The sequence below is a fragment of the Porphyrobacter sp. THAI-01a genome (assembly GCF_056868655.1).
On the sequence record NZ_CP180579.1, the window covers coordinates 1967225 to 1991426 of the forward strand.

The following is a 24202-nucleotide window of genomic DNA, read 5'->3' on the forward strand; positions in this document are numbered from 1 at the left end:
TATGTCAGGATCTGCAGCAAGCGCCAGTAACGAGGCGCCCTGGCACCGCTTGGGAATGGGGCTTTCGGTGCTGTGCCTGCTGCATTGCCTCGCCCTGCCCTGGCTGCTGGCGAGCCTGCCGGTCGCCGTCCTCGCGGCATTGCCCGAAGGCTTGCGCGAAGACGCATGGGTCCATGCCGCGCTGATCGTCCCGGTTATGCTGGTCAGCGGGCCGGTGCTGCTGCGTGGACGACCCGGCAAGGGCCAGAGCCTGCTGGTCCTCGCCGCCTTCGCCGCGCTGGTCGGCGGCATCCTGTCCGCCAGCGAGACCGGGGAACTGGCGCTGACGGTGGCAGGCACACTGCTGCTGCTCGCCGCGCACTGGCGCAGGCTGCGCAAGGCCCATCCGCACTGATCGCGCATCTGATAGCAACCGATGAGTGACGGTCGCCCGCTATTGGCGATGGTTCTTCCAGAAGGCGCAATGGGGAAAAACCCGCAAGCTTCCGGAAAAACCTGTGGTAGCGGAGGAGGGACTCGAACCCCCGACACGCGGATTATGATTCCGCTGCTCTAACCGGCTGAGCTACTCCGCCCCAAGGGGGATCCGGCACGCATTGCCATGCCGGATTCGCGTCCGGGTGTCGGCCCGGGCGAGGCGCGCACTTAGGGCGCGCGGCTTGCAGGGTCAAGCCCTGTTGCGCGCGCGGGTTACAGCCGCTCGCGGCCCCGGAAGGCGCAGGTCTTGACCGGCTCCCACGGGCCGCCGCGATAACGCCACAGCGCCAGCGCGGGGAAGGCGAAACGCCCCCTGGCGATCCACGGCGCAAGCACCGGAGCGAGGCTTGCCTGGAGCGCCCGCGCCTCTTCCTTCGTCACCTTGTTCTGGATGGTGATGTGCGGGCGCGGCTCTTGGAGATCCTGGGCGGTGAGGCTGCCGCGGAAGTGCTCGGCGATCAGCGCCCGCAGGGCCAGCAGCTGCGGTGCCTCGAGCGCGATGGCGGTGCCCTTGCCCAGATCCATCACCCCCTTCACCGCCCCCTCGGGCGGCGCGAACTCCGCCGCGATCCCGGGCAGATAATCGCGCAGTTCCTCCAGCAGCGCCGGGGCGAAGGCGTGGAACAGGGTGACGTGGGCGTGGAGGTGATTGCGCTCCGGCGGGAAATGCGCGCGGCGCAGGCCTTCCGCGAAGCCTTGCAGATCGGGCGGCAGAACGGCGGTGAGGATGAAAGGGTCGGCGATGGGACGCGGCTCGCCTACATCTCGCCCCGCTCGCGGCGGATCGCATACCACTTGGCGACGTTGGCGTTGTGTTCGGCGAGCGTGTCGGCGAACCAGTGCCCGCCCGTGCCGTCCGCAACCATGAACAGCGCGCCCGTGTTCTCCGGGTTCATCACCGCCGCGATGCTGGCGCGGCCGGGATTGGTAATCGGGCCCTCGGGCAGACCCACCTTGGTGTAGGTGTTGTAGCCATTGACGGCGGCGATCTCCGACTGGCGGATGCGGCGGCCGAGCGGCTTGCCCTTGGTGATCGGGTAGATGATCGTCGGGTCGGCCTGCAGCATCATGCCGGTGCGCACGCGGTTGGAATAGAGCCCGGCGACCATGCGGCGTTCCTCGGGCTTGCCGGTTTCCTTCTCGACGATCGAGGCGAGGATCAGCGCCTCGCGCATGGTATCGACCGGAATGCCGGGGCGGCGCTTGGCCCATTCCTCGGCCAGCGCCTTGTCCATCGCCGCCTGCATCTGTTCGACCAGGCTCTTGCGGGTCTGGCCGCGCTCGAAGCTGTAGGTGTCGGGCAGGACCGAGCCTTCGGGGGGCACGTCGATGTCGCCGGTCAGCAGCTCCTCGGCCATCAGGCGTTCCCACACGAGGATCGAGGGCATGCCTTCGGGGATGGTGACAAAGCGGCGGATCACGTCGCCCGACTGGAAGGCGGCGAGGATGTCGCCCTGGCTCATGCCGGGGGTCAGCAGGAACTCGCCCGCCTGGATCGGCGTGTCGGAGCCGAAGATGCGCGCCTGCAGGACGAAGCCGGAGGCCGAGGAGATTAGCCCCTCGGCCTCGAGCTTGTCGGCGACAGAGGACACCGAGGCGCCCGCGGGGATGGTGAAGCTCGTGTCCTTGGCGATCGTCGCCGAGCCGAGCAGGCTCCATGCGAAGATCAGCCCGGCAAGCGCCAGCGCGACCAGACCGCCGAGGACGAGCCGCCCGCGGGTCACACCGTCAGTCCAGCTTCTGCATGATCAGCGAGGCATTGGTGCCGCCGAAGCCGAAGGAGTTGTTGAGCACCGCGCGCACCTGACGCTTCTTGGCGACCAGCGGCACGAGGTCGATACCCTCAGTGCCCTCGTCGGGATCGTGGAGGTTGAGGGTCGGCGGCACGATCTGGTCGCGCATCGCGAGGATGCAGAAGATCGCCTCGACCGCGCCCGCACCGCCCAGAAGGTGGCCGATCGCGCTCTTGGTCGAGGACATCGACGCGCCGCCGAGATCATCGCCCAGCACCCGCTTGATCGCGGCGAGTTCGATGGTGTCGGCCATGGTCGAGGTGCCATGGGCGTTGATGTAGTCGATGTCGCCCGGCCCGAGACCGGCCTTCCGCAGCGCCATGCGCATCGCGAGTTCCGCGCCGCGGCCTTCGGGATGCGGGGCGGTGACGTGGTAGGCATCGCCCGAAAGGCCGTAGCCGGTCACTTCGGCATAGATCTTGGCGCCGCGCGCCTTGGCCCGCTCATATTCCTCGAGCACCACCACCCCTGCGCCCTCGCCCATGACGAAGCCGTCGCGGTTGCGGTCATAGGGGCGGCTCGCCTCGGTGGGGCGGTCGTTCATGCTCATGTTGAGCGCGCGCGCCTGGGCGAAGCCGGCGATGCCGAGCGGGTTGACGGTCGATTCCGCACCGCCCGCCAGCATCACGTCGGCATCGTCCATCATGATCATCCGCGCGGCATCGCCGATCGAGTGCGCGCCGGTGGAGCAGGCGGTGACGACGGCATGGTTCGGACCCATGAAGCCGTACTTGATCTGCACCTGCCCGGTGATGAGGTTGATGAGGCGCCCGTGCACGAAGTGCGGGCTGACCCGGCTGGGGCCGCGCTCGTGGAGATTGACGCTTTCCAGCTCGATGCCCGGCAGGCCACCGATGCCCGAACCGATCGAGCAGCCGGTGCGCTCCTTCTCGGCCTCGGTCATGTCGGTCAGGCCCGCGTCTTCCAGCGCCTGCCCTGCGGCGTCGATGCCGTAGACGATGAAGGGATCGACCTGGCGCTGGACCTTGTGGTCGACGCGCTTGTCGGGGTCGAAGCCCCAGGGGTGATCCTTCGGCTTCACCTCGCAGGCGATGGTGCACTTCTGGTCCGAAGTGTCGAAGCGGGTGATCTGGCCCGCTCCGCTTTCACCGGCAATGAGGTTCGCCCACGATGTCTCGACGTCGCCGCCCAGCGGGGTGACAAGACCGAGGCCGGTAACAACCACACGGCGCATATCATTCTCCAAAACGCACAACAGGCTCAACCCGTCCGGGCTGAGCCTGTCGAAGCCCCGCATTGTCCTGCCGGCCAACAGGCCGGCAAGCACCCTTCGACACGCTCAGGGCAAAACGGGAATGGTCGGGCGATCAGCCCTTGTGTTCTTCGATGTACTTGGTGGCGTCACCGACGGTGGTGATCTTCTCGGCCGCATCGTCGGGGATTTCGACACCGAATTCCTCTTCGAAGGCCATCACCAGCTCGACGATGTCAAGGCTGTCGGCGCCCAGATCGTCGATGAAGCTCGCATCCTGAGTGACCTTTTCGGCTTCGACGCCGAGGTGCTCGACGACAATCTTGGCCACCCGATCGGCAGTATCGCTCATGGTATTCCCTCTTGAAACTGGGGTTAGGTAAACTCGTCCCTCGCCCTAATGAAGGGCGCGGGGATGCGCAAGTGGGCTTGAGGCACGCTGCCCACAGGCAGGGCGCACCCGCGCCCTCAGCCTGCGGGCTTGGCCTGCGGCTCGATCACGCGCAGGTGCAGCTCCCGCAGCGCCTTCGGCTCGGCCGGCGACGGCGCGCCCATCAGCAGGTCCTCGGCGCGCTGGTTCATCGGGAAGAGCGAGATCTCGCGCAGGTTCTTCGCGCCGCACAGCAGCATCACGATGCGGTCGACGCCCGCCGCCATCCCCCCGTGCGGCGGCGCACCGTACTGGAAGGCGCGGTACATGCCGCCGAAACGTTCTTCGACATCCGCCTGGCTGAGGCCGACGATCTCGAAGGCCTTGACCATCGTTTCCGGCTTGTGGTTGCGGATCGATCCGCTTGCGATCTCGTAGCCGTTGCACACGAGATCGTACTGGAACGCCTTGATCGTGAGCGGGTCCTGCCCCTCCAGCGCCTCGATCCCGCCCTGCGGCATCGAGAAGGGATTGTGGGAGAAGTCGACCTTCTTCTCGTCCTCGTTGTACTCGTAGAAGGGGAAGTCGACGATCCAGCACAGGGCGAAGGCGTTCTCGTCGATGAGGCCCAGTTCCTCGCCCACGCGGATGCGCGCAGCGCCCGCGAGCTTGGCGGCATCGGCCTCCTTGCCTGCGGCAAAGAACAAGCCGTCGTTCTCGCCGAGGCCGAGCTCGGCGTAGAGTTCCGCCATGCGCTCCGGCCCATGGTTCTTGGCGATCGGGCCGCCGAATTCGCCGCCCTTGCGGGTGACATAGCCGAGGCCCGCGTAGCCTTCCTTGCGCGCCCAGTCGTTCATGTCGTCGAAGAACTTGCGGCTCTTCTCATGGGTGGCGGGCGCAGGGATGGCGCGGACGACACCGCCGCCGCCGACGATCTTCTCGAACAGGCCGAAGCCGCTCTGGGTGAAGTGCGACGACACGTCGCTGATGATCAGCGGGTTGCGAAGGTCCGGCTTGTCCGAGCCATACTTCAGCATCGCCTCGTCATAGGGGATGCGCGGGAACTGGCCCGCCGGGGTGACGCTCTTGTCGCCCGCGAAGGCCGCGAAGGTGCCCTGGATCACGGGCTCCATCGTCTCCCACACTTCTTCCTGCGTGACAAAGCTCATCTCGAGATCGAGCTGGTAGAACTCGCCCGGCAGACGGTCGGCGCGCGGGTCCTCGTCGCGGAAGCAGGGGGCGATCTGGAAATAGCGGTCGAAGCCGGCGACCATCAGCAACTGCTTGTACTGCTGCGGCGCCTGCGGGAGCGCGTAGAACTTGCCCGCGTGGATGCGGCTCGGCACGAGGAAGTCGCGCGCGCCCTCGGGCGAAGACGCGGTGAGAATGGGTGTCGAGAACTCGTTGAAACCGGCCGCGTTCATGCGGCTGCGCATGTCGGCGATCACCGCCACGCGGGTCATGATGTTGCGGTGGAGCGTCTCGCGGCGCAGGTCGAGGAAGCGGTACTTGAGGCGGATGTCCTCGGGGTAGGGCTGCTCGTCGGCGACCGGCATCGGCAGCTCCTCGGCTGCGCTCTGCACGGTGACGCCGCGGGCGAAGACCTCGATCGCGCCGGTGGCGAGGTTGGCGTTGACCGTCTCGGCCACCCGCGCCTTGACCTCGCCCTCGATGGTGACGACGCTCTCGACCCGCAGGCCTTCAAGCACGGGCAGTGCCGGGCTGTCGCTGTCGGCGACGATCTGGGTGATGCCGTAATGGTCGCGCAGGTCGACGAACAACACGCCCCCGTGGTCGCGCTTCCTGTGGATCCAGCCCGAAAGTCGCACGGTCTGGCCGACGTGATCGGAAGAAAGCTGTGCGCAAGTATGCGTGCGGTAGGGGTGCATCTAAACTCTTGTCCTGTTGGCGGTTATGACGCTAGGGCGCGCTCGCGCGGCGCCGTGAGGCCCTCGGCTCCGTCGTCGGCGCGCTAACAGGGCAAGCCTTGCACTTTGTCAAGCCACGCTTGGCAGGGCTGCGGGCGCAAACTGGGTTCGACCCGAGGGCGGCACTCCGCCCCCATTGAAGCAAGAGAACATGAAAATCCACCCGCTTATCACCACCACCGAGGCCCTCTCCGACCTCTGCGCCCGCCTGGCGAAGTCCGATTTCGTCGCGGTCGACACCGAATTCATGCGCGAGAACACCTATTGGCCGGAACTCTGCCTGGTGCAGATCGCCAATACGGAAGAGGCCGCCGCGATCGACCCGATGGCGGACGGCATCGACCTGACGCCGCTGCTCGACCTGCTCACCGACAACGAGGATGTGCTCAAGGTCTTCCACGCCGGCGGGCAGGACGTCGAGATCATCGTCAACATGACGGGGCGCACCCCCCATCCCATCTTCGACACCCAGATCGCGATGATGGCGATCAGCCAGTCCGAACAGATCGGCTATGCCAACCTTGTCGAGACCTGGGTCGGCCTCACCATCGACAAGGGCGCGCGCTTTACCGACTGGAGCCGCCGCCCGCTCACCGACCGGCAGATCGAATATGCCATCGGCGACGTGACGCACCTTGCCGCGATCTTCCCCAAGATCCTCAAGAAGCTGATCAAGACCGGGCGCGGCGTGTGGCTCGATGCGGAGATGGAGAAGCTCGCCGATCCTGCGAACTACCTCACCGACCCGGGCCTCGCCTGGAAGCGCATCCGCCAGCCGGGGCGCAACCCGCAGGTGCTGGGCCGGATGAAGGCGCTGGCTGCCTGGCGCGAGAGCGAGGCGCAGCACAAGAACATCCCGCGCGGCCGGATCATGCGCGACGAGACGCTCGCCGACATCGCCAGCCATCCGCCCAAGGTGCAAGGCGATCTCGCCAAGGTGCGCGGGCTTTCCCCGGCGTGGAAGGACAATGACATCGGCAAGCGGCTGATGAAGGTCCTCGCCGAGGCAGAGCCCCTGCCCAAGAACGAGATGCCCGAGAAGATCAAGCAGGGCGCACCGCTGGGCAAGGAAGGCGCGCTGGTGGCGGACCTCCTGAAGCTGCTGCTGAAAATCCGCGCCCGCGAGATCGACGTCGCGCCCCGCCTCCTCACCCGCGCCGACGAGATGGAGGCGCTGGCCGCCGGCGTGCGCAAGCTGCCGGTGCTCGAAGGCTGGCGCTACGAGGTGTTCGGCAAGGACGCGCTGGACCTCGTCGAGGGCAAGCTCGCCTTCGCGGTCGAGAAGGGCAAGCTCAAGATGACCCATATCGACGACGTCCCTGAACCCGGTGCGCTGGCGGCGGAATAGGAACCAGAACCGTTCGGGCTGAGCCTGTCGAAGCCCTGCACTTTCTTGTGTCCCCATGCGCTTTGAGGAAGGACAGCCCTTCGACAAGCTCAGGGCGAACGGATTAAGGAGGGAAGGCCGTGTCCACGTACCTGCCGACCATCAAGCAGCTGCAATACCTCGTCGCGCTTCACGAGCACGGGCACTTCGGCAAGGCGGCGGATGCGAGCTTCGTGTCGCAGTCGACGCTCTCAGCCGGAATCCGCGAGCTCGAATCGCTGCTCGGCGTGACGCTGGTGGAACGCTCGCGCCGGGTGGTGCGCTTCACGGCGCTGGGCGAACAGGTGGTGGCCAAGGCCGGGCGCCTGCTGCGCGAGGCGGAGGAGCTGGCCGATCTGGTGCATGCCGCGGGCAAGCCGCTGGTGGGCGAACTGCGGATGAGCGTCATCCCCACCATCGCCCCTTTCCTGCTGCCGCGCATCCTGCCCCGGCTGAAGCGCGAGCGGCCCGACCTCAAGCTGATGCTGCGCGAGGAGACGAGCCATGATGCGCTCGAATCCCTCAATCACGGACGGGTCGATTGCGTGCTGCTCGCCCTGCCCTTCGACACCGGCGATGCCGCAATCGCGCATATCGCCGACGACCGGCTGTTCATCGCCTTCCCCAAGGACGATCCCCGCGATCCGCCGGCGACCATCAAGCCCGAGATGATCGACCAGGGCCGGCTCCTGCTGCTCGAGGACGGCCACTGCCTGCGCGATCATGCGCTGGCGGCGTGTTCGCGCTCCGAACTGCGCGCGAGCGCGGCGATGATCGGCACCTCGCTGCACACGCTGGTGCAACTGGTCGACAACGACCTCGGCCTGACCATGCTGCCCGAAATGGCGCTCGAAGCGGGAATCCTCGCCGGAACCGAGGTGGTCGCGCGGCCGGTCGACAGCCCCACCGCCAAGCGCGAGATCGTGCTCGCCTGGCGCAAGAACTCCCCGCGCGAGGCGGATTTCATGCTGCTGGCGGAGGAACTGCGGGCGGGTTAGCGCCCGGCGAGGGGCCCGCGCCGGCCGCCAATTCCCAGCACCCGAACTCCCGCTTGCCGAAAGCAGGCGTGCGTGAGAAACTTCCCGCGGGGAAATCGGGGGGGACATAGGCCCATGCCGGACATGGCACGCGTGCGCGCGCATGTTTTCGTGCTGACCGACAGCAGGCCGCTGCGGTTCACGACGCTGCTGCTTTTCTACCTCACGCAGGGCTTTCCGATTGGCTTGTTCTTCTTCGCCCTGCCGGCGTGGATGGCAGCAAACGGGGTCGGCACCGGAGCGATCGCCTCGGTCGTGGGGGCGGCCGCGCTGCCGTGGACGCTCAAGATCGCGAACGGCTTCCTCATCGACCGCTATACTTTCCTGCCGATGGGGCGCCGCCGTGTCTGGATCATCGGCGCGCAAGGGACGCTCGTCATGACTCTGATCGCAGGCGCGGCCCTGTCGCCCGAGGCCCATCACGTCGCCCAGATCGCCGCGCTCGGGTTCCTCGCCAATCTGGCGGTGACCTTTCAGGATGTGGGGATCGACAGTCTCGCCATCGACATCATGCCCGAGGAGGAGCGCGCCCGGGCGGGCGGGATCATGGCCGGGGCGCAGTTTGTCGGCGCTTCGCTCACCACCGCAACCGGCGGCTGGCTGCTGGCGCGGTTCGGCATCGCCACCTGCCTGCTGGTGCTGGCCGTCATCCCCGCCCTCGTGATGCTGTTCGCGACCGTGATCCGCGAGCGCGAGGGCGAGAAGCGCCTGCCGTGGAGCCCGGGCCGGAGCCACCCGCATAATGACACGCTGGTGGTCGAGGCATGGTGGCCGTTGCTGCGCAGCGCCACGCGCGCGGTGCTGGCGCCAGTCAGCCTGCTGCTGCTGCCGATCCTGCTCATCCGGGTGATCCCCGAAGGCGGCTTCGAGGCGTTTCACCCCGTGCTCTACCAGCAGCACGCGGGGTGGACGCCGACGCAATACACCGGTTTCATCTCCGCCCTGACGCTCACGAGCGGGCTGTGCGGCATTCTCGCGGGCGGCTGGCTGGTCGGGCGGATCGGTCCCCAGCGCGCGGTCGCGCTGGCGCTGGCGATCGGCATGCTGTCGACTGCGGCAATGGGCGCGAACTCCTCGGCCTGGAGCGACGAGCGCGTGCTCATGGCCTTCCAGATCGCGATGGAAACGACGCGACTGATCTACTTCATCGCCGCGCTGACGCTGGCGATGCGGGTGTGCGATCCGGCGGTCGCGGCGACCCAGTTCACGATCTACATGGGCATCAGCAATTTCGGCCGGCCGATCGGCGCCGCGCTCGCGGCGAACACGTCGGGCGCAGGGAATGCACCGTTGTTATATTTCAGCATTGCCGCGATCTGGGGTGTGGGGCTGCTGCTGGTGCTTCTGGTGCGCTACCCGGGCGAGGAACGGCGCGAACAGGATGGCGCACAGCGGCTCCCCCATGGTGAGGGGCCGGCGCCCGAATACGACTAGCGCCCGTTCAGCACTCCGTCAGCGCGAGGCTCATGGCGAGGCTGGCGCCGATCGCGAGGCGCAGGCGGCGGCGGGGGAGCGGGACTGCCGCAGGCCGGGTGCGGGCCTCGGTCTCGGCGGCGGCGTGGCCCATCAGTCGGTCAGTCTCGCGGTGCTCGATATCGTCGACAAGGCCGTGGACATCCTCGGCGAGCATCTCCGCATCGCCGATCAGCGCCGAGGCGCGGGCATAGTCGCCCTGCGCGATGGCTCTTCTTGCCTCGCGCTGAAGCTTGCGCGCCTGATCCGCCAGCCGGCCGACAAACGCGCCCGGCTCGCCCGATGCATCCGATCCCATGGGAGATGGTGTAACCCGAACCGGCCGCCCGGTTCCAGTGACAATGCTGCAACTCAATCCATGTGCTTGAGGCCGACGCGCAGGTAGTCCCAGCCGGTGATGCAGGTCAGCGCCGCCGCGGTCCACAGCGAGACGAGGCCGACCAGGTGCACCCAGCTGTCCGCAAGCGTGCCGCAGCCCTCGAACACCGACTGGCAGGGCTTGCCATGCACCGCCCCGCCGAGGATCAGCGCGCCCAGCGCGACCAGCTGGAAGGTCGTCTTCCACTTGGCGAGCTTGGAGACCGGCACCGAGACCTGAATCCCGCCGAGGAATTCGCGCAGGCCGCTGACGGCGATCTCGCGCACGAGGATCACGAGGCCCGCGATCACATGGATGTCCCCCGCATAGGGCCCGCGCAGGTATCCCTGCGCCGTCAGCACGAGGATCACGGCGGCGACCATGATCTTGTCGGCGATCGGATCGAGGAAGATGCCGAGCTTCGAGACCGTCCCCTGCGCGCGCGCCAGATAGCCGTCGAAGAAATCGGTGATGGCAATGATGCAATAGAGCACGAAGCCCACCAGATAGCCCAGCCGCCAGTCCGGCCACCACAGGAAGAAGGCCAGGAGCGGCACCGCGAAGATGCGCGAGAGCGTGAGGATATTGGGCAGGCTCGACATGGGCTTCCGCACCCCTCTAGCGCCGGACGAGGGCGCGCAAAACCCCTGATGACACGCTCGCACGCGGAGCCGGCGCGCGGCCTATGCTCTTGCCCTTGCGGCCCTTCGCGCTATGTGCCGGTAACACACGGGGAAGCGACAGCGTAACAACCGCATGACCACATCGACCGATCTCATGCGCAAGCGGCGCTTCCTGCCGCTGTTCCTGACCCAGCTCCTGAACGCGCTCAACGACAATCTCTACAAGAACGCGATGGTGCTGTTCGTGGTCTACTCGGTCTACGATTCGCCCGAGATGGAGACGCTGATCAGCGGCATCGCCACCGCACTGTTCGTGCTGCCCTTCGTGCTGTTCTCGGCCACCGCCGGCCAGCTCGCCGACATGCGCGACAAGACCACCATCATCCGCTGGATCAAGTTCGCCGAGATCATCATCATGTCGGTCGGCGCGACCGGCCTGCTGCTCGCCTCGCGCGGGGTGCAGATCGAGGGCCTTGCCTTGCCCCTGATGTTCGCCGCGCTGTTCGCGATGGGGGTCCATTCCACCTTTTTCGGCCCGATCAAATACGCGATCCTGCCGCAGCATCTCCACAAGGACGAGGTGCTGGCCGGCACCGGCCTTGTCGAGGCGGGCACCTATGTGGCGATCCTCGTCGGCATGATGCTGGGCGGGGCGATGCACATCAACGATTCGATCATCGCGGTGATCGCCATCGCGCTGGTCGGCTATGCGACCTGCCGCTGGGTGCCCCCCGCCCCGCCCCAGACCGAGGAGACGAAGGTCGACTGGAACCCGGTGCGCGCCTCGAAATCGCTGATCGCCTTCGCGATGGGCAACCCGGAGCTGCGCTATTCGGTACTGGCGATCAGCTATTTCTGGGCGATCGCGGCGATCCTCTCGGTGCAGTTCATCCCGCTCGCCAAGAACGTGCTGCTCGCCGACAAGCAGGTCGCCGCGGTCCTGCTGGTCGCCTTCTCGGCCGGCATCGCGATCGGATCGGTGTCGATCAACGCCCTGCTCAAGGGCGACATCTCGGCGCGCTATTCGGCCCGCTCGGTGCTGGTGCTCGGCGTGCTGCTGATCGCCTTCTACGGCATCACCCGCATCTGGAACCTCTCGCCCGCGAGCGGCGAGCTGTTCACCGTGAGCGAGTTCCTCGCCCAGCCGCTGGCGCTGGTGCTGCTCGTCAACCTGCTGCTGATCGCGGTCGCGGGGGGCATGTTCGTGGTGCCGCTCTATGCCTTCCTCACCACCCGCGTGGACAAGTCGGAAGCCTCGCGCTCGGTCGCGGCCAACAACTTCATCTCCTCGGTGTTCATGGTGATCGGCGCAGGCATCGCGGGCGCGCTCGGCCCGCTCGGCATCCCGCTGCAGGAGCAGCTGCTGCTGAGCCTCGTGCTCTGCGTGCTCTCCGCGCATCTCGCGCGCAAGCTCCACGCGACCGAGGCGCTTCGGGTACCGGAGCTGGCCTAGGGTCAGGCGATGAAAGCGAAGATCGCCAGCGTCATCGCCACATAGGTGTTGGCGACGCCGCGCACATCCTCGAGCGTCAGCCGCCAGATCGCCTCGGCCGGGATCGGGATGAGATCGCGCTTCACATGCGGCGGCAGACTGGCGCGGAACCAGTGACGGGCGGTCTCGTCAGTGAGGACCAGGCTGCGGCGCATTTCGCGATTCTCCCGTGGCAGGAGCGCCAGTTTTAGGACTTTCTTAACCATTGGAAACGCTTTGCGGCGAAGCTGTCGCAAGCTGGGACAGGGCGTGACGGGCCTAGCCCGGGGCGGGCGGATTTGCGCCACATGGCGCGCGCGGGTAGAGGCGCAGTCCGACGGATCACGGGAGAGACATGCGATGACCGATTCCACCCGCAGCGCGGCGGCCCTGCTGGTTGACTGCCTCGCCGCCGAGGGCGCGACGCGGATCTTCACCGTGCCGGGCGAGAGCTTTCTCGCGGTGCTCGACGCCTTGCCCGACCGGCCCGAGATCGAGGTCGTCACCTGCCGCCAGGAAGGCGGCGCGGCCTTCATGGCCTGTGCCGACGGGGCGATGAATGCGGCAGGTTCGGGCAGGCCCGGGATCGCCTTCGTGACCCGCGGGCCCGGCGCGACCAATGCCAGCATCGGCGTCCATGTGGCGCATCAGGATTCGCAGCCGATGATCCTCTTCGTCGGCGACGTCGCGCGCGGGGCGCAGGGGCGCGAGGGGTTCCAGGAGGTCGACTTCCCCGCCTTCTTCGGACCCATCTGCAAATGGGCGGCGCGGATCGACGATCCGATGCGCATCCCGGAATACATCTCCCGTGCCCATCAGGTGGCCATCGGCGGGCGGCCCGGCCCGGTGGTGCTGGCTCTTCCCGAGGACATGCTGGTCGAACAGGTGCCCGCCAGCCTCGCCCCGCGCCCGCCCGCGCTGCGCCCGGCGCAGGCCGTCTGCCCTGATGCGATGCGCGCCCTGTTCGACATGATTGCCGATGCCGCGAGTCCCATCGCGATCATCGGCGGCGCGGGCTGGAATGCCAAGGCGCGCGAATATTTCCAGCAGTTCGCCGAACGCATCGGCCTTCCCGTAACGACCGCCTTCCGTCGCCAGGACGCGATAGCGCCCGATAGCCCGGTCTATGCCGGGAACCTCGGCTATGGCCCCAACCCGAAGCTGGTCGAGCGGGTAAAACAGGCGGACCTCATCATCGCCGTGGGCGCGCGGCTGGGCGAGGCGACGACCGACGGCTACACCGTGCCCACGCTTGAGCATCCGGGGCAGCTGCTCGTCCACGTCCACCCCGACCCCGAGGAACTCGGCCGCGTCTACCGCACCGACCTTTCGTTGTGCTGCGCCGTGGACGAATTCGCCGAATGCGCGGCGCTGTGGGACAGCGAGGACATCATCCCCTTCGATGCCGGGGCCGAGGCCCATGCCGAGTGGCTGGCATGGGCAACCCCCCAGCCCTCCGACGCGGCGATCGACCTTGGCGCCTGTGTCGCGGCGATGCGCGAGGCGCTCCCCGCCGACACGATTATCTGCAACGGCGCGGGCAATTTTGCCGGCTGGTGGCACCGCTACTGGCGCTATGAAGCCTATCCCGGGCAGCTTGCGCCGACCTGCGGGGCGATGGGCTACGGCGTTCCCGCAGCGGTCGCGGCGGCGCTGCGTTTCCCCGATCGCACGGTCGTGGCGGTGGCGGGCGACGGGGATTTCCTGATGAACGGTCAGGAGCTGGCGACGGCGGCGCAGTATGGCGCAAACCTGATCGTGGTCGTGGTCGACAACGGCGCCTACGGCACGATCCGGATGCATCAGGAGCGCGAATATCCGGGCCGTGTCTCGGCCACCGCGCTCGCCAACCCCGATTTCGCGATGCTGGGCACGGCCTTCGGGGCATGGAGCGCGCGGGCGGAGACGACCGAAGAGTTCGTCGCCGCGCTGGAGGAAGCGAAGGGCCGCTCCGGCATCCGCCTGATCCACGCCGTGACCGACCTCGAACGCATCGCGGCGAGCGGGGCGACGATCACAGGCCTGCGCGCGCGGGCGAAGGGCTGAACCCGGCACAGAAAAAGGCCGCCTCCCCCATCGGGAAGGCGGCCTTTTTTGCTTGCGCGGCGATCAGATCTTGTCGCCGGTGGCGCCCTTCACGGCACCCTTCATCTTGTCCGTCTTGCCGTCGATCTTGTCGGCCGTGCCTTCGGCGCGGGTTTCGGGATCGCGCGAATGCTGCTTGGCCTCGCCGATGGCTTCCTTGGCACTGCCCTTCATCTTGTCGGTGAATTCACCCATGTTGACCTCCTATGTTAAGCCAATGAAATTATTGGCTTTCAAGAGATCAATGGGTGGAGGGGCCCATCGTTCCTGCCGTCAAGGCAGGCGGTGGCCGAGGCGGGGCAAACCGCCGGGGCCGGGCCCAGCGGCAGATCGCTCAGCCTTGGGCCATCTCGCGGATCACCGCCCATTCTTCGGGCGTGACGCCGCAGACCGACAGGCGGGAAAGGCGGACGAGCTGCATCTCGGCCAGGCGCGGCTCGGCCTTGATCGCGGCGAGCGTGACGGGCCTTGCGAACTTCTCCTTCGCCTTCAGCTTCACCGCCGCCCACTTGCCGGTCTCGTCGGTCGGGTCGCCGATCCCAGTCACCGTGATCTCGGCAATACCGACAATTTCCAGCCCCTCGCGGCTGTGGTAGAAGAACGCCTCGTCGCCAACCTGCATCGCCATCAGGTTGTTGCGCGCGAGATAGTTGCGCACCCCGTCCCACGTCCCCTCGCCCTCGGCGACAAGGTCGTCCCAGCTGTATTTGAAGGGTTCGGATTTCATCAGCCAGTAGGCCATGCGCTGCGTCTGCTCCCCGTGTTGCGTCGCGCCCCGATAGCCCGCCGCCGCGCGCTTCGCCAAGCCCCGTTGCGTGCAACCGGCGATTAACCCGATCTTTAGCGCGCTCTGCGATAAACCGCGAAATGAGGCGTGCCGTGGCTGCAATGCTCGGCATGTTCGGGACGCAGGGACTCACAAGGCAACCGACTTGACGGAGCACAATCGAGACGATCCACTCAAGGCGGCCGAGCGCGACATCATCGCGCTGGGCATCGCCGTGGCCGCGATCATCCTCCTGATCGGCACCGCCGGACCGGTGCTGCCGCAGACCCTGGCCGCGCTGCTCGGGGAAGGGCGGCAGCCCGATGTCGTGCTGGTCAATGCCATGCTGCTCAACATCGCGCTGATCATCTTCGGCTGGCGGCGTTACCGCGAGCTGACCCGCGAAATTGCCGAGCGCCGCCGCGCCGAGGCGCGCGCACAACTGCTCGCCGCGACCGACCCGCTCACCCAGTGCCTCAACCGGCGCTCGATGCTCGAAGCCACCGAGGAACTGCGCGGGCGCGCCGCGGTGCGCGGCGAGGCGGTTGCCTATTGCATGATCGATCTCGACAATTTCAAGCAGATCAACGACATGCACGGCCATTCCGCAGGTGACGCGGTGCTTGTGATGCTGTGCGAGCGGATCCGCGCCCTGCTCCCGCGCGAGGCCAGGCTGGCACGGCTCGGGGGCGATGAATTCTCTTTCGTCATGCCCTATCCCGCAGGCCACGCGGACCGCATCGACGATCTCGTCATCCGCCTGTTCGAGAGCATGACCCAGCCCTTCCGCATGCCCGAACTGACGGTCGAGCTGACCATGTCGATCGGCCTTGCCGCCGATCACGACGCGGACGGCACCATCGGCCTCGTGGTCGACGCCGCGACCCTGATGCACCGGGCGGACATGGCGCTCTACCATGCCAAGAAGCAGGGCCGGAACCGCTACTTCTGGTTCGAGCCGAGCATGGAGAGCGAACTGAGGTTCCGCAACCAGCTCGAGACCGGCATCCGCCGCGGTCTGGCGCGCGGGGAGTTCGTGCCCTTCTACGAACAGCAGGTCGACCTCGAAACCGGCGCGCTGGTCGGCTTCGAGATGCTCGCCCGCTGGCGTTCGCCGCAACTGGGCCTCATCAGCCCCGACATCTTCGTGCCGATCGCAGAGGAGATCGGCCTCATCAACGAGATGTCGGAGCGGCTGATGGAGCAGGCCTTCGCCGACGCGCGCGAATGGGACGATTCGCTGACCCTGTCGATCAACATCTCGCCGGTGCAGCTGCGCGACCCGTGGTTCGCCCAGCGCCTGCTGAAGAAGCTGGTCGCCGCCAATTTCCCGCCGCGCCGGCTGGAAATCGAGATCACCGAGAGCTGCCTGCACGAGAACATCGGCCTGGTGCGCTCGATGATCATGAGCTTGCGCAACCAGGGCGTGCAGATCAGCCTCGACGATTTCGGCACCGGCTATTCGAGCCTCGAACAGCTGCGCAACCTGCCCTTCGACCGGATCAAGATCGACCGCAGCTTCGTGAGCGAGCTGAAGGACCCGACCAACCGTTCGCGCATCGTGGAGGCGATCATCTCGCTCGGGCGCGGGCTCGACCTGCCGCTGACCGCCGAAGGGGTCGAGGACGAGGCGATCCTCACCGCGCTGAAGTCTATGGGCCGGCTGAAGGCGCAGGGCTATTTCTACGGCCAGCCCGAGGATGCCGAGGGCGTGCGTTCCCGGCTGAAGGCGGCGGGCAAGCTCACCGGCATACCCGGCGATGCGGCCGCGCAGCGCACGGCGGGCGAGGACGAGCCGACGCTCTACCGCATCGCGCGGCCCTGACGCGCTACCGGATACGGCCCCGGGGGGCTGGACGCGCCCGCCCGCCGTGCATAGATGCACGGGCGTGACGCAGACGATCCCCTTCATCAAGATGCACGGCCTCGGCAACGACTTCGTCGTGCTCGATGCGCGCGCCGCGCCGTTGCCCGCGATGACGCCGCAGGTGGCGCGTGCGCTCGGGGACCGGCGGACAGGGATCGGCTTCGACCAGCTGGTGCTGCTGGAACCCAGCGAGACGCATGATTTCCGCGTCCGCTTCTTCAATTCCGACGGCAGCGAATCCGGGGCCTGCGGCAATGGCAGCCGCGCCGTCGCCCTGCTCCACGGCGCGCCTGCGGTGGTCGAGACCGGCAGCGGGCCGATCGCGCTCGAACCCCAGGAGGGCGGCGCGCGGGTCGACATGGGCGCGCCCCGCTTCGACTGGGACGCGATCCCGCTCGCCTATGCGATGGACACCTTCGCGATGCCGGTCGGCTGGGACGCGCTGGAAGGGCCGATGGCGGTCAATGTCGGCAACCCGCACGCGATCTTCTTCGTCGAGGATGCCGATGCTGTCGATCTCGCGGCCCTCGGGCCGGTGATCGAGCACGACCCGCTCTTTCCCGAGCGGGTGAACGTCAATGTCGCCAGCCTTGCGGGGCCCGACCATCTCAGGCTTCGGGTCTGGGAACGCGGCGCCGGCCTCACCCGCGCCTGCGGCACCGGGGCCTGCGCCACCGCCGTCGCGGCGATCCGGCGCGGCCTCGCCGCGAGCCCGGTGCGCGTGAGCCTGCCCGGCGGCGACCTCGTGATCGCGTGGGAACCGGGCGGCAGCATCATGATGAGCGGCCCCGCGACCGAAAGCTTCCGCGGCACCTTCGACTGGGACGACTACGCGGCGGGGGCCGCAAGTTGAACGCGCCGCAGATCATCAGCCTGGGCTGCCGCATGAACATCGCGGAAAGCGAGCGGATGCGTGCGATGCTCGCGGGCGAGCGGGACCTGGTTGTGGTCAATTCCTGCGCAGTCACCGCCGAGGCGCTGCGCCAGACCCGGCAGGCGATCCGGCGCGCGCGGCGCGATCATCCGGCCGCGCGGCTGGTGGTGACGGGCTGCGCGGCGGAGATCGAGCGCGAGAGCCTCGGCGCGATGGACGAGGTCGATGCGCTGGTGGCGAATGCGGCGAAGCTCGATCCGCGCGCGTGGAACGTGCCCGGCGAGGCCCCTCCCCTCGCCCCGGCGCGCACCCGCGCCTTCGTCGCGGTGCAGAACGGCTGCGACCATGCCTGCACCTTCTGCGTCATTCCGCAGGGCCGTGGCCCGAGCCGTTCGCTGACGGTGCCGCAGGTGCTGGCCGAGATCGAGGCCCATGCCGGTGCTGGCGCGAAGGAAGTCGTGCTCACCGGCGTGGACCTCACATCCTGGGGACATGACCTGCCCGGCACGCCGCGTCTGGGGGCGCTGGTCGAGGCGATCCTTGCCGCTTTCCCCGGGCTCCCGCGGCTGCGGCTGTCCTCTGTCGACGGCGTGGAGATCGATTCACAGCTGTTCGAGCTGCTGGCGCACGAGGCGCGGGTGATGCCGCACCTTCACCTCAGCTTGCAGCACGGGGCCGACCTTATCCTCAAGCGCATGAAGCGGCGGCACCTCAGGGCCGATGCGGTGGAGCTGGTGGCGCGGCTGAAGGCGGTGCGCCCCGGCATCGCGATAGGCGCAGACCTCATCGCCGGCTTTCCGACCGAGGACGAGGCGCACCACGCAGCGAACCTTTCGATCATCGACCAGCTCGACATCGTCCACGCGCATGTCTTCCCCTACTCCCCTCGCCCCGGCACCCCCGCCGCGCGCGTGCCGCAGGTGCCGCGCGAGGTGGTGAAGGCCCGCGCTGCAGACCTGCGCGCGCGCGCCGCGCAGCGCCGGGCCGCGTGGCTGGCCGGGCTTGTGGGCGAAACCCTGCCGGTCCTCGCCGAAAGGGGCGGCACCGGCTATGCCCCGAACTACGCCCCCGTCGCCCTGCCCCCCGACACGGCGGCCGGCACGATCGTCGAAGTGACCCCAAGCGGCCTCAGGGAGGGCCTGCTCGCATGAGTGAAACCAGCTGGACCCAGCGCCTGTTCGGCGGGTTCGCCAAGACCTCCGAGCGGCTCGCCGCCAACCTGCCCGGCAGCAGCGGGGGGACGGCGAAGCTCGACGATGCGACGCTTGACGAGGTCGAGGACGCGCTGATCCTCTCCGACCTCGGCCCGGCCGCCGCCGCCCGCATCCGCGCGCGGCTTTCGGACAAGCGGTTCGGGCTCGAGATCACCACCCGCGAGCTGAAGGAGGCGGTGGCCGAGGAAATCGCCGCGATCCTGCGCCCGGTGGCGAAGCCCCTCGAGATCACCGCCTTCCCGCGTCCGCAGGTGATCCTCGTGATCGGGGTGAACGGGAGCGGCAAGACCACCACCATAGCCAAGCTCGCGCACCTGTTCCAGGAGGATGATTACGGCGTGCTGCTGGCGGCGGGCGACACATTCCGCGCGGCCGCCATCGGGCAACTCGCGACATGGGCGGGGCGCATCGGGGTGGACCTGGTGCGCGGCCCCGAGGGCGGCGATCCGGCGGCGATCGTCTTCGACGCCGTGAAGCAGGCCACCGACACCGGCATCGATGCGCTGATCGTCGACACCGCCGGGCGCCTCCAGAACAAGAAGGAGCTGATGGAGGAACTCGCCAAGATCCGCCGCGTGCTCGGCCGCCTCAACCCCGAGGCGCCGCACGACGTGGTGCTGGTGCTCGACGCGACCAACGGCCAGAACGCGCTCTCGCAGATCGATGTGTTCAAGGAGGTCGCGGGCGTCACCGGCCTCATCATGACCAAGCTCGACGGCACCGCGCGCGGCGGCGTGCTGGTTGCGGCCGCCGAGCAATATGGCCTGCCCATCCACGCCATCGGCGTCGGCGAGAAGATGGAGGACCTGCGCCCCTTCGACCCGGACCTCGTGGCTCGCGTGATCGCGGGGGTGGCATAGTCCCAAACCGTTCGGGCTGAGCTTGTCGAAGCCCCGCACTTTCTTTTTGGAGCGAAGCGTTGGAAGAGAAGAACGGCCCTTCGACAGGCTCAGAGCGAACGGACGAGGGGAAAAAGGCCGCCTCCAGCTGGCTCAACGTCGCGGTCGATTACGGCCCGCTGCTGGTGTTCCTCGGCGTCTATCGCTGGCAGTCGCCGGCCGATCCCAACCCGGTCGGCGAGCTTGCCGCCATCGTGGCGGGAACGGGCGCCTTCATGGTCGCGGCAGTCGCGGCGCTGCTGGTGTCGCGGTGGCGGCTCGGCAAGGTTTCGCCGATGCTGTGGTTCTCGACCGCGCTGATCGTCGGCTTCGGGAGCCTGACGATCTTCTTCGGCGACCCGACCTTCGTACAGCTGAAGCCCACCATCATCTACGCCAGCTTCGGCGTGGCCCTGCTGGGCGGATTCCTCGCGGGCAAGGCCTTGCTGCGCATCCTGCTCGGAGCGGCGTTCGAGGGCCTGAACGAGGAAGGCTGGCTCAAGCTGTCGCGCAACTGGGGCGTGTTCTTCCTCGCGCTTGCGGGCCTCAACGAGGCCCTGCGCGCCCAGCTTTCCTTCGAGAGCTGGCTGTGGGCGAAGATCTGGGTGTTCCTGCCGCTGACCTTCCTGTTCACCTTCAGCCAGATCCCGATGCTGCTAAAGCACGGCCTCAGCTTCGAGGACCGGGACGAGCCGCTCAAGAACGAGCCGCCGACGGGCAGCTAGATCTCGATCTGGCTCCCCAGCTCCACCACGCGGTTGGTGGGCAGCTTGAAGAAATCCATCGCGCTCGCCGAATTGCGCATCATCCACGCGAACACCTTCTCGCGCCAGATCGGCATGCCCGGATGTTCGCTGGGGATCAGGGTCTGGCGCGAGAGGAAGAAGCTGGTGTGCATCATGTCGAACGCGCCGCCGCAGCGCTGCATCGTCGTCAGGCCCTGCGGCACGTCGGTCTCCTCCATGAACCCGTAATGCAGCACCGCGCGGTAGAAGCCGTCGCCCAGATCGGTCATCTCGCAGCGGGTTTCGGGGTCGATGAAGGGCATGTCGGCGATGTTGATCGTCAGGATCACCACCCGTTCGTGCAGCACCTTGTTGTGCTTGATGTTGTGCAGCAGCGCGCTCGGCACCCCGGCGGTGGTCGAGGCCATGAAGATCGCCGTGCCCGGCACCCGCTGGGCCGAGTTCTTGGCCGACTTGGCGAAGATCTCGAGCGGCAGGGCGCTTTCGCTCATGCGTTCGCGCATCAGCTTGCGCCCGCGCGCCCAGGTGGTGAGCAGGGTGAAGATCACGAAGCCGATCGCGAGCGGCACCCACCCGCCCTGCGGCACCTTGATGAGGTTCGCGCCGAAATAGGCGATGTCGACGATCAGGAAGACCGCCACCAGCGGCAGCGCCTTCCACAGGGGCCAGCGCCACAGCGCGGTGAGCACGGCGGCGAGCAGCAGGGTGTCGATGAACATCGCCCCCGTCACCGCAATACCGTAGGCGGCGGCGAGGTTGCTCGAGGACTGGAAGAAAAGCACCAGCAGGATCACCATGACCATCAGGCCCCAGTTGATCGCCGGGATGTAGATCTGCCCCGCGGCCGTGGCGCTGGTGTGGTGGATCTCCATGCGCGGGATGAAGCCCAGCTGGATCGCCTGCTGCGTGAGGCTGAACGCACCCGAGATCACCGCCTGGCTGGCGATGATCGTGGCGAGCAGCGCGAGGATGATCACCGGCACGCGTACGACATCGGGGATCATCAGGAAGAAGGGATCCTTGATCAGCGCCGCGGTCGCCTCGGGCGAGGTCTGCGAGAGCACCAGTGCGCCCTGCCCCATGTAGTTGAGCATCAGCGCGGGGAAGACGAAGGTCAGCCAGGAAATCCCGATCGGCTTCCTCCCGAAATGGCCCATGTCGGCATAGAGCGCCTCGGCCCCGGTCACGGCCAGCACCACGCTCCCCAATGCGATGAAGGCGGTGAAGCCGTCGGTGAGGAAGAAGTTGAGCGCGTTGAGCGGATTGATCGTCTCGAGGATGATCGCCGGATTGGCCGTGAGATGCATGACGCCCAGCGTCGCCAGCATCGCGAAATAGGTCAGCATGATCGGGCCGAACAGCTTGCCCACCCGCTCTGTCCCGCGCGATTGCAGCGCGAACAGGCAGACGAGGATCGCGATCGCCGTCGGCACGATCCACCGCTCGAAGCCGGGGACGATGTATTGCAGGCCCTCGGTCGCCGAAAGCACCGAGATGGCAGGCGTGATCATGCTGTCGCCGTAGAACAGCGCGGTCGCGAACACGCCCAACAGCACCAGCGGCGCCGTCCATCCGGCGCTGTCGGAGGCGCGGCGGATCAGCGCCAGCAGCGCAAGGCTCCCGCCCTCGCCCTTGTTGTCGGCGCGGGTGATGGTGAGAACGTATTTGACCGTCACCACCATCATCATCGACCAGAACACGAGGCTCAGCACCCCGTGGATATGCGCCGCATCGGGTGAGATCCCGGGTGCGCCGTGGTGCGAGGCGAAGGTTTCACGGAAGGCGTAGAGCGGGCTTGTGCCGATGTCGCCGAACACCACCCCCACCGCGCCCACGGCGAGCGTGAGCGTGGAGGCGCCGTGGCCATGCCCGCCCGGGGCCTGGGCAGGGGCAAATGTGGAGGCGGGTGAGGTGCTCATGACTGTCGGATTTCCCGTATCCCCCCGGTACTGCCCATTCGGCGCGAACGACTCACCGCCGGTAAGGCGGCGCGCCTAGCACCGTCAGTTCGCACCTGCAACAACGGCTCCGTCCTGACACGTGACGGACACGTCCTGCCTCACTGTCCCTGCAACATCGGCGCGCGGGCTATCATGTCGTCGAGCCGGGCGACTTCCGCCGCGAGGCCCTCGCGCCACGGCGCATCGGCAGGGGAACGTTCGACCAGCCCCTTCCAGACATTGCGCGCGGCAACCACCTCGCCGCTCTGGAGATAGGCGAAGCCGAGGAAGTATTCCGCCCCCGGATGCCCCGGATCGATCGCACGCGCGCGGCCAAAGGCCTGCACCGCGGCCGGGGTGACGAAGCCATCGGCATGGCCGACCAGCGCCATGCCGAGCGCAAGCCAGCTCTCTAGATCGTCGGGATTGTCGCGCAGCCCCTTCTGGAGCAGCGCGGCAGCATCGGCGAACTGGCCACGGCGGGCGAAGGCGTCGGAGGTAATGAGGTAATTGGGCGGCGGGAGCGTGCGGCTGAACAGGGCCGCGCGGCCCTCGACCATGGCCACGCCCTGCTCGCCTGCCTGGGCGGCAGGGGGCTTGGGTGCGGCAGGCTGGCCGGGCGAGCCCTGCCAGGCATAGCCCGCAAGCCCGAATACCAGCGCCGCGCCGAACAGGGTGAACCCCTCGCGCGGGAGCTTGAGCAGCAGCACCGCCAGCGCGAAGGCGGCGAGCGTCAGCGATCCGACCGCGAGCCAGCCGTCGATCATGCCGCATCCCCCCGATCGCCGCGCCGCCGGCCGAGCCGCCGCAGCAGCACACCCGCCACGACAAGGATCACCAGCACCGGCACCGCGAAAAGTGGCCAGGTGGTGGCGCTGACCTCTGGCTCGTAGCTGACATAGTCACCGTAGCGCGCGATCAGCCAGCGGCGGATCTCTGCGGGGCTTTCGCCTGCGAGGATGCGGCTCCGCACCTGATGGCGCATGTCGCCGGCCATCGGGGCATCGGAATCGGCGATGCTCTGCGACTGGCACTTGAGGCAGCGCAGCGTGTGCATCAGTGCGGTCGCCTCGGCCTCGAGCGCGGGGTCTTCGAGCTGGGTATAGGCGTAGGGCGCGGGCGGCATGGTGTCCTGCGCCTGCCCGGGCAGCGCCAGCACGGCGAGCAGCAGCGCGGCAAGGGCGCGGATCATTTCGCCTTCTCCAGTTCGGCCAGCAGCTTGGGCACGTCGCTCTCGCGGATGTCGCCGATGTGCTGGTAGCGGATCACGCCCCTGGCATCGATCACGAAGGTCTCCGGCACGCCCGAGGAGCCGATCGCAAGCTGCACCTCGGAGATGGGATCGCTGCCGATGCGGGCATAGGGGTTGCCGTGGCGGCTGAGGAAATTGGCGACATCCTCGGGCCGGTCGCGGATGGCGATGCCTATGATTTCGGCACCCTGCGCCTTCAGGGCCTCGAGCTGGGGAGCCTCGGCGATGCAGGGCAGGCACCAGCTTGCCCAGATGTTGAGCAGCCGCGGCCTGCCCCCCGTAAAATCCGCAGTGGATGCGCCGGGCAGCCCTGCGAAGGCGGGCTCGAGCGCGAAGGCGGGTAGGGGCTGCCCGATCATCGTGCTCTCGACGAACTGGTCCTTCTCCTGCGTCAGCATGTAGCCGGCGAGCCCCGCGAAGAAGGCGAAAAGGGCGAGCGGCACCCAGAGATAGAGCGAGCGCATCTCGTGC

At 67.7% G+C, this 24202-nt stretch carries 25 protein-coding genes and 1 tRNA gene; 11 read left to right on the top strand and 15 right to left on the bottom strand.

Annotated features, from left to right (window positions below):
• Position 1 precedes the first annotated feature (1 nt).
• A complete protein-coding gene (locus ACMX37_RS09540) occupies positions 2-394 on the top strand; it encodes a MerC domain-containing protein (protein WP_483145707.1) in 393 nt (130 codons plus the stop codon).
• A gap of 104 nt (positions 395-498) precedes the next feature.
• On the opposite strand, the gene ACMX37_RS09545 is transcribed toward ACMX37_RS09540, so the two are convergent.
• From ACMX37_RS09545 to aspS, 6 genes are all read right to left on the bottom strand, one after another.
• Positions 499-575: transfer RNA gene (locus tag ACMX37_RS09545), tRNA-Met, on the bottom strand.
• A gap of 115 nt (positions 576-690) precedes the next feature.
• Positions 691-1272, bottom strand: a complete 582-nt coding sequence (locus ACMX37_RS09550; protein ID WP_483145708.1) for a 2'-5' RNA ligase family protein — start codon at positions 1270-1272, stop codon at positions 691-693.
• Positions 1236-2201, bottom strand: a complete 966-nt coding sequence (gene mltG / locus ACMX37_RS09555) for an endolytic transglycosylase MltG (protein ID WP_483145709.1) — start codon at positions 2199-2201, stop codon at positions 1236-1238. Before mltG ends, ACMX37_RS09550 begins: the two co-directional genes overlap by 37 nt.
• Positions 2202-2205: 4 nt before the next feature.
• Positions 2206-3465 carry a beta-ketoacyl-ACP synthase II gene (gene fabF, locus ACMX37_RS09560; protein WP_483145710.1) on the bottom strand — a complete coding sequence of 420 codons (1260 nt, stop codon included), beginning with the start codon at positions 3463-3465 and terminating at the stop codon, positions 2206-2208.
• Between the two features lie 133 nt (positions 3466-3598).
• On the bottom strand, positions 3599-3835 hold the full coding sequence (locus ACMX37_RS09565) for an acyl carrier protein (protein WP_068351714.1): 237 nt from the start codon (positions 3833-3835) through the stop codon (positions 3599-3601).
• Positions 3836-3951: 116 nt separating this feature from the next.
• Positions 3952-5742 (bottom strand): aspartate--tRNA ligase, encoded by a 1791-nt coding sequence (gene aspS, locus ACMX37_RS09570; protein WP_483145711.1) that lies wholly within the window; start codon positions 5740-5742, stop codon positions 3952-3954.
• A 190-nt stretch (positions 5743-5932) separates the two neighbouring features.
• On the opposite strand from aspS, the gene rnd reads away from it, so the two are divergent.
• The 3 genes from rnd (at position 5933) to ACMX37_RS09585 (ending at position 9618) form a co-directional block, all read left to right on the top strand.
• A complete protein-coding gene (rnd, locus tag ACMX37_RS09575; RefSeq protein ID WP_483145712.1) occupies positions 5933-7129 on the top strand; it encodes a ribonuclease D in 1197 nt (398 codons plus the stop codon).
• Between the two features lie 119 nt (positions 7130-7248).
• The gene (locus ACMX37_RS09580; protein ID WP_483145713.1) at positions 7249-8145 is read left to right on the top strand and encodes a hydrogen peroxide-inducible genes activator; all 897 of its coding nucleotides are present in this window, start codon (positions 7249-7251) and stop codon (positions 8143-8145) included.
• A gap of 114 nt (positions 8146-8259) precedes the next feature.
• Complete coding sequence (locus ACMX37_RS09585; protein ID WP_483145714.1) at positions 8260-9618, top strand: MFS transporter; 1359 nt, start codon at positions 8260-8262, stop codon at positions 9616-9618.
• 7 nt (positions 9619-9625) lie between these two features.
• Here ACMX37_RS09585 and ACMX37_RS09590 read toward each other — a convergent pair whose 3' ends face one another.
• Positions 9626-9955, bottom strand: coding sequence for a hypothetical protein (locus tag ACMX37_RS09590; protein WP_088913946.1), 330 nt, complete (start codon positions 9953-9955; stop codon positions 9626-9628).
• Positions 9956-10008: 53 nt separating this feature from the next.
• On the bottom strand, positions 10009-10617 hold the full coding sequence (gene pgsA, locus ACMX37_RS09595) for a CDP-diacylglycerol--glycerol-3-phosphate 3-phosphatidyltransferase (protein WP_483145715.1): 609 nt from the start codon (positions 10615-10617) through the stop codon (positions 10009-10011).
• A gap of 154 nt (positions 10618-10771) precedes the next feature.
• Between pgsA and ACMX37_RS09600 the strand changes: the two genes are divergently transcribed.
• Positions 10772-12091, top strand: a complete 1320-nt coding sequence (locus ACMX37_RS09600; RefSeq protein ID WP_483145716.1) for an MFS transporter — start codon at positions 10772-10774, stop codon at positions 12089-12091.
• A 2-nt stretch (positions 12092-12093) separates the two neighbouring features.
• Here ACMX37_RS09600 and ACMX37_RS09605 read toward each other — a convergent pair whose 3' ends face one another.
• Positions 12094-12285, bottom strand: coding sequence for a hypothetical protein (locus tag ACMX37_RS09605; protein WP_483145717.1), 192 nt, complete (start codon positions 12283-12285; stop codon positions 12094-12096).
• 184 nt (positions 12286-12469) lie between these two features.
• On the opposite strand from ACMX37_RS09605, the gene ACMX37_RS09610 reads away from it, so the two are divergent.
• Complete coding sequence (locus tag ACMX37_RS09610) at positions 12470-14155, top strand: thiamine pyrophosphate-binding protein (protein ID WP_483145718.1); 1686 nt, start codon at positions 12470-12472, stop codon at positions 14153-14155.
• 63 nt (positions 14156-14218) lie between these two features.
• Here ACMX37_RS09610 and ACMX37_RS09615 read toward each other — a convergent pair whose 3' ends face one another.
• Positions 14219-14389: a CsbD family protein gene (locus ACMX37_RS09615; protein ID WP_088913941.1), complete on the bottom strand. Its 171-nt coding sequence runs from the start codon at positions 14387-14389 to the stop codon at positions 14219-14221.
• A 139-nt stretch (positions 14390-14528) separates the two neighbouring features.
• Positions 14529-14936 carry an EVE domain-containing protein gene (locus ACMX37_RS09620; protein ID WP_483148390.1) on the bottom strand — a complete coding sequence of 136 codons (408 nt, stop codon included), beginning with the start codon at positions 14934-14936 and terminating at the stop codon, positions 14529-14531.
• Between the two features lie 190 nt (positions 14937-15126).
• Between ACMX37_RS09620 and ACMX37_RS09625 the strand changes: the two genes are divergently transcribed.
• The 5 genes from ACMX37_RS09625 (at position 15127) to ACMX37_RS09645 (ending at position 20518) form a co-directional block, all read left to right on the top strand.
• Positions 15127-16785, top strand: coding sequence for a putative bifunctional diguanylate cyclase/phosphodiesterase (locus ACMX37_RS09625; RefSeq protein WP_483145719.1), 1659 nt, complete (start codon positions 15127-15129; stop codon positions 16783-16785).
• A gap of 91 nt (positions 16786-16876) precedes the next feature.
• Entirely contained in the window at positions 16877-17680 is an 804-nt protein-coding gene (gene dapF, locus ACMX37_RS09630) for a diaminopimelate epimerase (RefSeq protein ID WP_483148391.1), read from the top strand.
• Positions 17677-18852: a MiaB/RimO family radical SAM methylthiotransferase gene (locus tag ACMX37_RS09635; RefSeq protein WP_483145720.1), complete on the top strand. Its 1176-nt coding sequence runs from the start codon at positions 17677-17679 to the stop codon at positions 18850-18852. The genes dapF and ACMX37_RS09635 overlap by 4 nt, the downstream gene beginning before the upstream one ends.
• Positions 18849-19775 (top strand): signal recognition particle-docking protein FtsY, encoded by a 927-nt coding sequence (gene ftsY / locus ACMX37_RS09640; protein WP_483145721.1) that lies wholly within the window; start codon positions 18849-18851, stop codon positions 19773-19775. Before ACMX37_RS09635 ends, ftsY begins: the two co-directional genes overlap by 4 nt.
• 59 nt (positions 19776-19834) lie before the next feature.
• The gene (locus ACMX37_RS09645; RefSeq protein WP_483145722.1) at positions 19835-20518 is read left to right on the top strand and encodes an inner membrane-spanning protein YciB; all 684 of its coding nucleotides are present in this window, start codon (positions 19835-19837) and stop codon (positions 20516-20518) included.
• On the opposite strand, the gene ACMX37_RS09650 is transcribed toward ACMX37_RS09645, so the two are convergent.
• The 4 genes from ACMX37_RS09650 to ACMX37_RS09665 all read right to left on the bottom strand — a co-directional run bounded on the left by ACMX37_RS09650 (position 20515) and on the right by ACMX37_RS09665 (position 24195).
• Positions 20515-22458 (bottom strand): potassium transporter Kup, encoded by a 1944-nt coding sequence (locus ACMX37_RS09650; protein ID WP_483145723.1) that lies wholly within the window; start codon positions 22456-22458, stop codon positions 20515-20517. The two genes, ACMX37_RS09645 and ACMX37_RS09650, sit on opposite strands and share 4 nt — an antisense overlap.
• A 140-nt stretch (positions 22459-22598) precedes the next feature.
• On the bottom strand, positions 22599-23246 hold the full coding sequence (locus ACMX37_RS09655) for a tetratricopeptide repeat protein (RefSeq protein WP_483145724.1): 648 nt from the start codon (positions 23244-23246) through the stop codon (positions 22599-22601).
• Positions 23243-23671, bottom strand: a complete 429-nt coding sequence (locus tag ACMX37_RS09660; protein WP_483145725.1) for a cytochrome c-type biogenesis protein — start codon at positions 23669-23671, stop codon at positions 23243-23245. The genes ACMX37_RS09655 and ACMX37_RS09660 overlap by 4 nt, the downstream gene beginning before the upstream one ends.
• On the bottom strand, positions 23668-24195 hold the full coding sequence (locus tag ACMX37_RS09665) for a DsbE family thiol:disulfide interchange protein (protein ID WP_483145726.1): 528 nt from the start codon (positions 24193-24195) through the stop codon (positions 23668-23670). Before ACMX37_RS09665 ends, ACMX37_RS09660 begins: the two co-directional genes overlap by 4 nt.
• Positions 24196-24202: the final 7 nt, after the last annotated feature.

Bases quoted from the DNA above. Each gene is read 5' to 3' on its own strand.
- ACMX37_RS09590 (WP_088913946.1), bottom strand. From the start codon at position 9,955: ATGGGATCGGATGCATCGGGCGAGCCGGGCGCGTTTGTCGGCCGGCTG.
- pgsA (WP_483145715.1), bottom strand. From the start codon at position 10,617: ATGTCGAGCCTGCCCAATATCCTCACGCTCTCGCGCATCTTCGCGGTG.
- fabF (WP_483145710.1), bottom strand. From the start codon at position 3,465: ATGCGCCGTGTGGTTGTTACCGGCCTCGGTCTTGTCACCCCGCTGGGC.
- ACMX37_RS09665 (WP_483145726.1), bottom strand. From the start codon at position 24,195: ATGCGCTCGCTCTATCTCTGGGTGCCGCTCGCCCTTTTCGCCTTCTTC.
- ACMX37_RS09540 (WP_483145707.1), top strand. From the start codon at position 2: ATGTCAGGATCTGCAGCAAGCGCCAGTAACGAGGCGCCCTGGCACCGC.
- ACMX37_RS09650 (WP_483145723.1), bottom strand. From the start codon at position 22,458: ATGAGCACCTCACCCGCCTCCACATTTGCCCCTGCCCAGGCCCCGGGC.
- dapF (WP_483148391.1), top strand. From the start codon at position 16,877: ATGCACGGCCTCGGCAACGACTTCGTCGTGCTCGATGCGCGCGCCGCG.
- ACMX37_RS09615 (WP_088913941.1), bottom strand. From the start codon at position 14,389: ATGGGTGAATTCACCGACAAGATGAAGGGCAGTGCCAAGGAAGCCATC.
- ACMX37_RS09565 (WP_068351714.1), bottom strand. From the start codon at position 3,835: ATGAGCGATACTGCCGATCGGGTGGCCAAGATTGTCGTCGAGCACCTC.
- ACMX37_RS09610 (WP_483145718.1), top strand. From the start codon at position 12,470: ATGACCGATTCCACCCGCAGCGCGGCGGCCCTGCTGGTTGACTGCCTC.
- ACMX37_RS09655 (WP_483145724.1), bottom strand. From the start codon at position 23,246: ATGATCGACGGCTGGCTCGCGGTCGGATCGCTGACGCTCGCCGCCTTC.
- ftsY (WP_483145721.1), top strand. From the start codon at position 18,849: ATGAGTGAAACCAGCTGGACCCAGCGCCTGTTCGGCGGGTTCGCCAAG.
- aspS (WP_483145711.1), bottom strand. From the start codon at position 5,742: ATGCACCCCTACCGCACGCATACTTGCGCACAGCTTTCTTCCGATCAC.
- ACMX37_RS09660 (WP_483145725.1), bottom strand. From the start codon at position 23,671: ATGATCCGCGCCCTTGCCGCGCTGCTGCTCGCCGTGCTGGCGCTGCCC.
- ACMX37_RS09605 (WP_483145717.1), bottom strand. From the start codon at position 12,285: ATGCGCCGCAGCCTGGTCCTCACTGACGAGACCGCCCGTCACTGGTTC.
- ACMX37_RS09620 (WP_483148390.1), bottom strand. From the start codon at position 14,936: ATGGCCTACTGGCTGATGAAATCCGAACCCTTCAAATACAGCTGGGAC.
- ACMX37_RS09585 (WP_483145714.1), top strand. From the start codon at position 8,260: ATGCCGGACATGGCACGCGTGCGCGCGCATGTTTTCGTGCTGACCGAC.
- ACMX37_RS09600 (WP_483145716.1), top strand. From the start codon at position 10,772: ATGACCACATCGACCGATCTCATGCGCAAGCGGCGCTTCCTGCCGCTG.
- rnd (WP_483145712.1), top strand. From the start codon at position 5,933: ATGAAAATCCACCCGCTTATCACCACCACCGAGGCCCTCTCCGACCTC.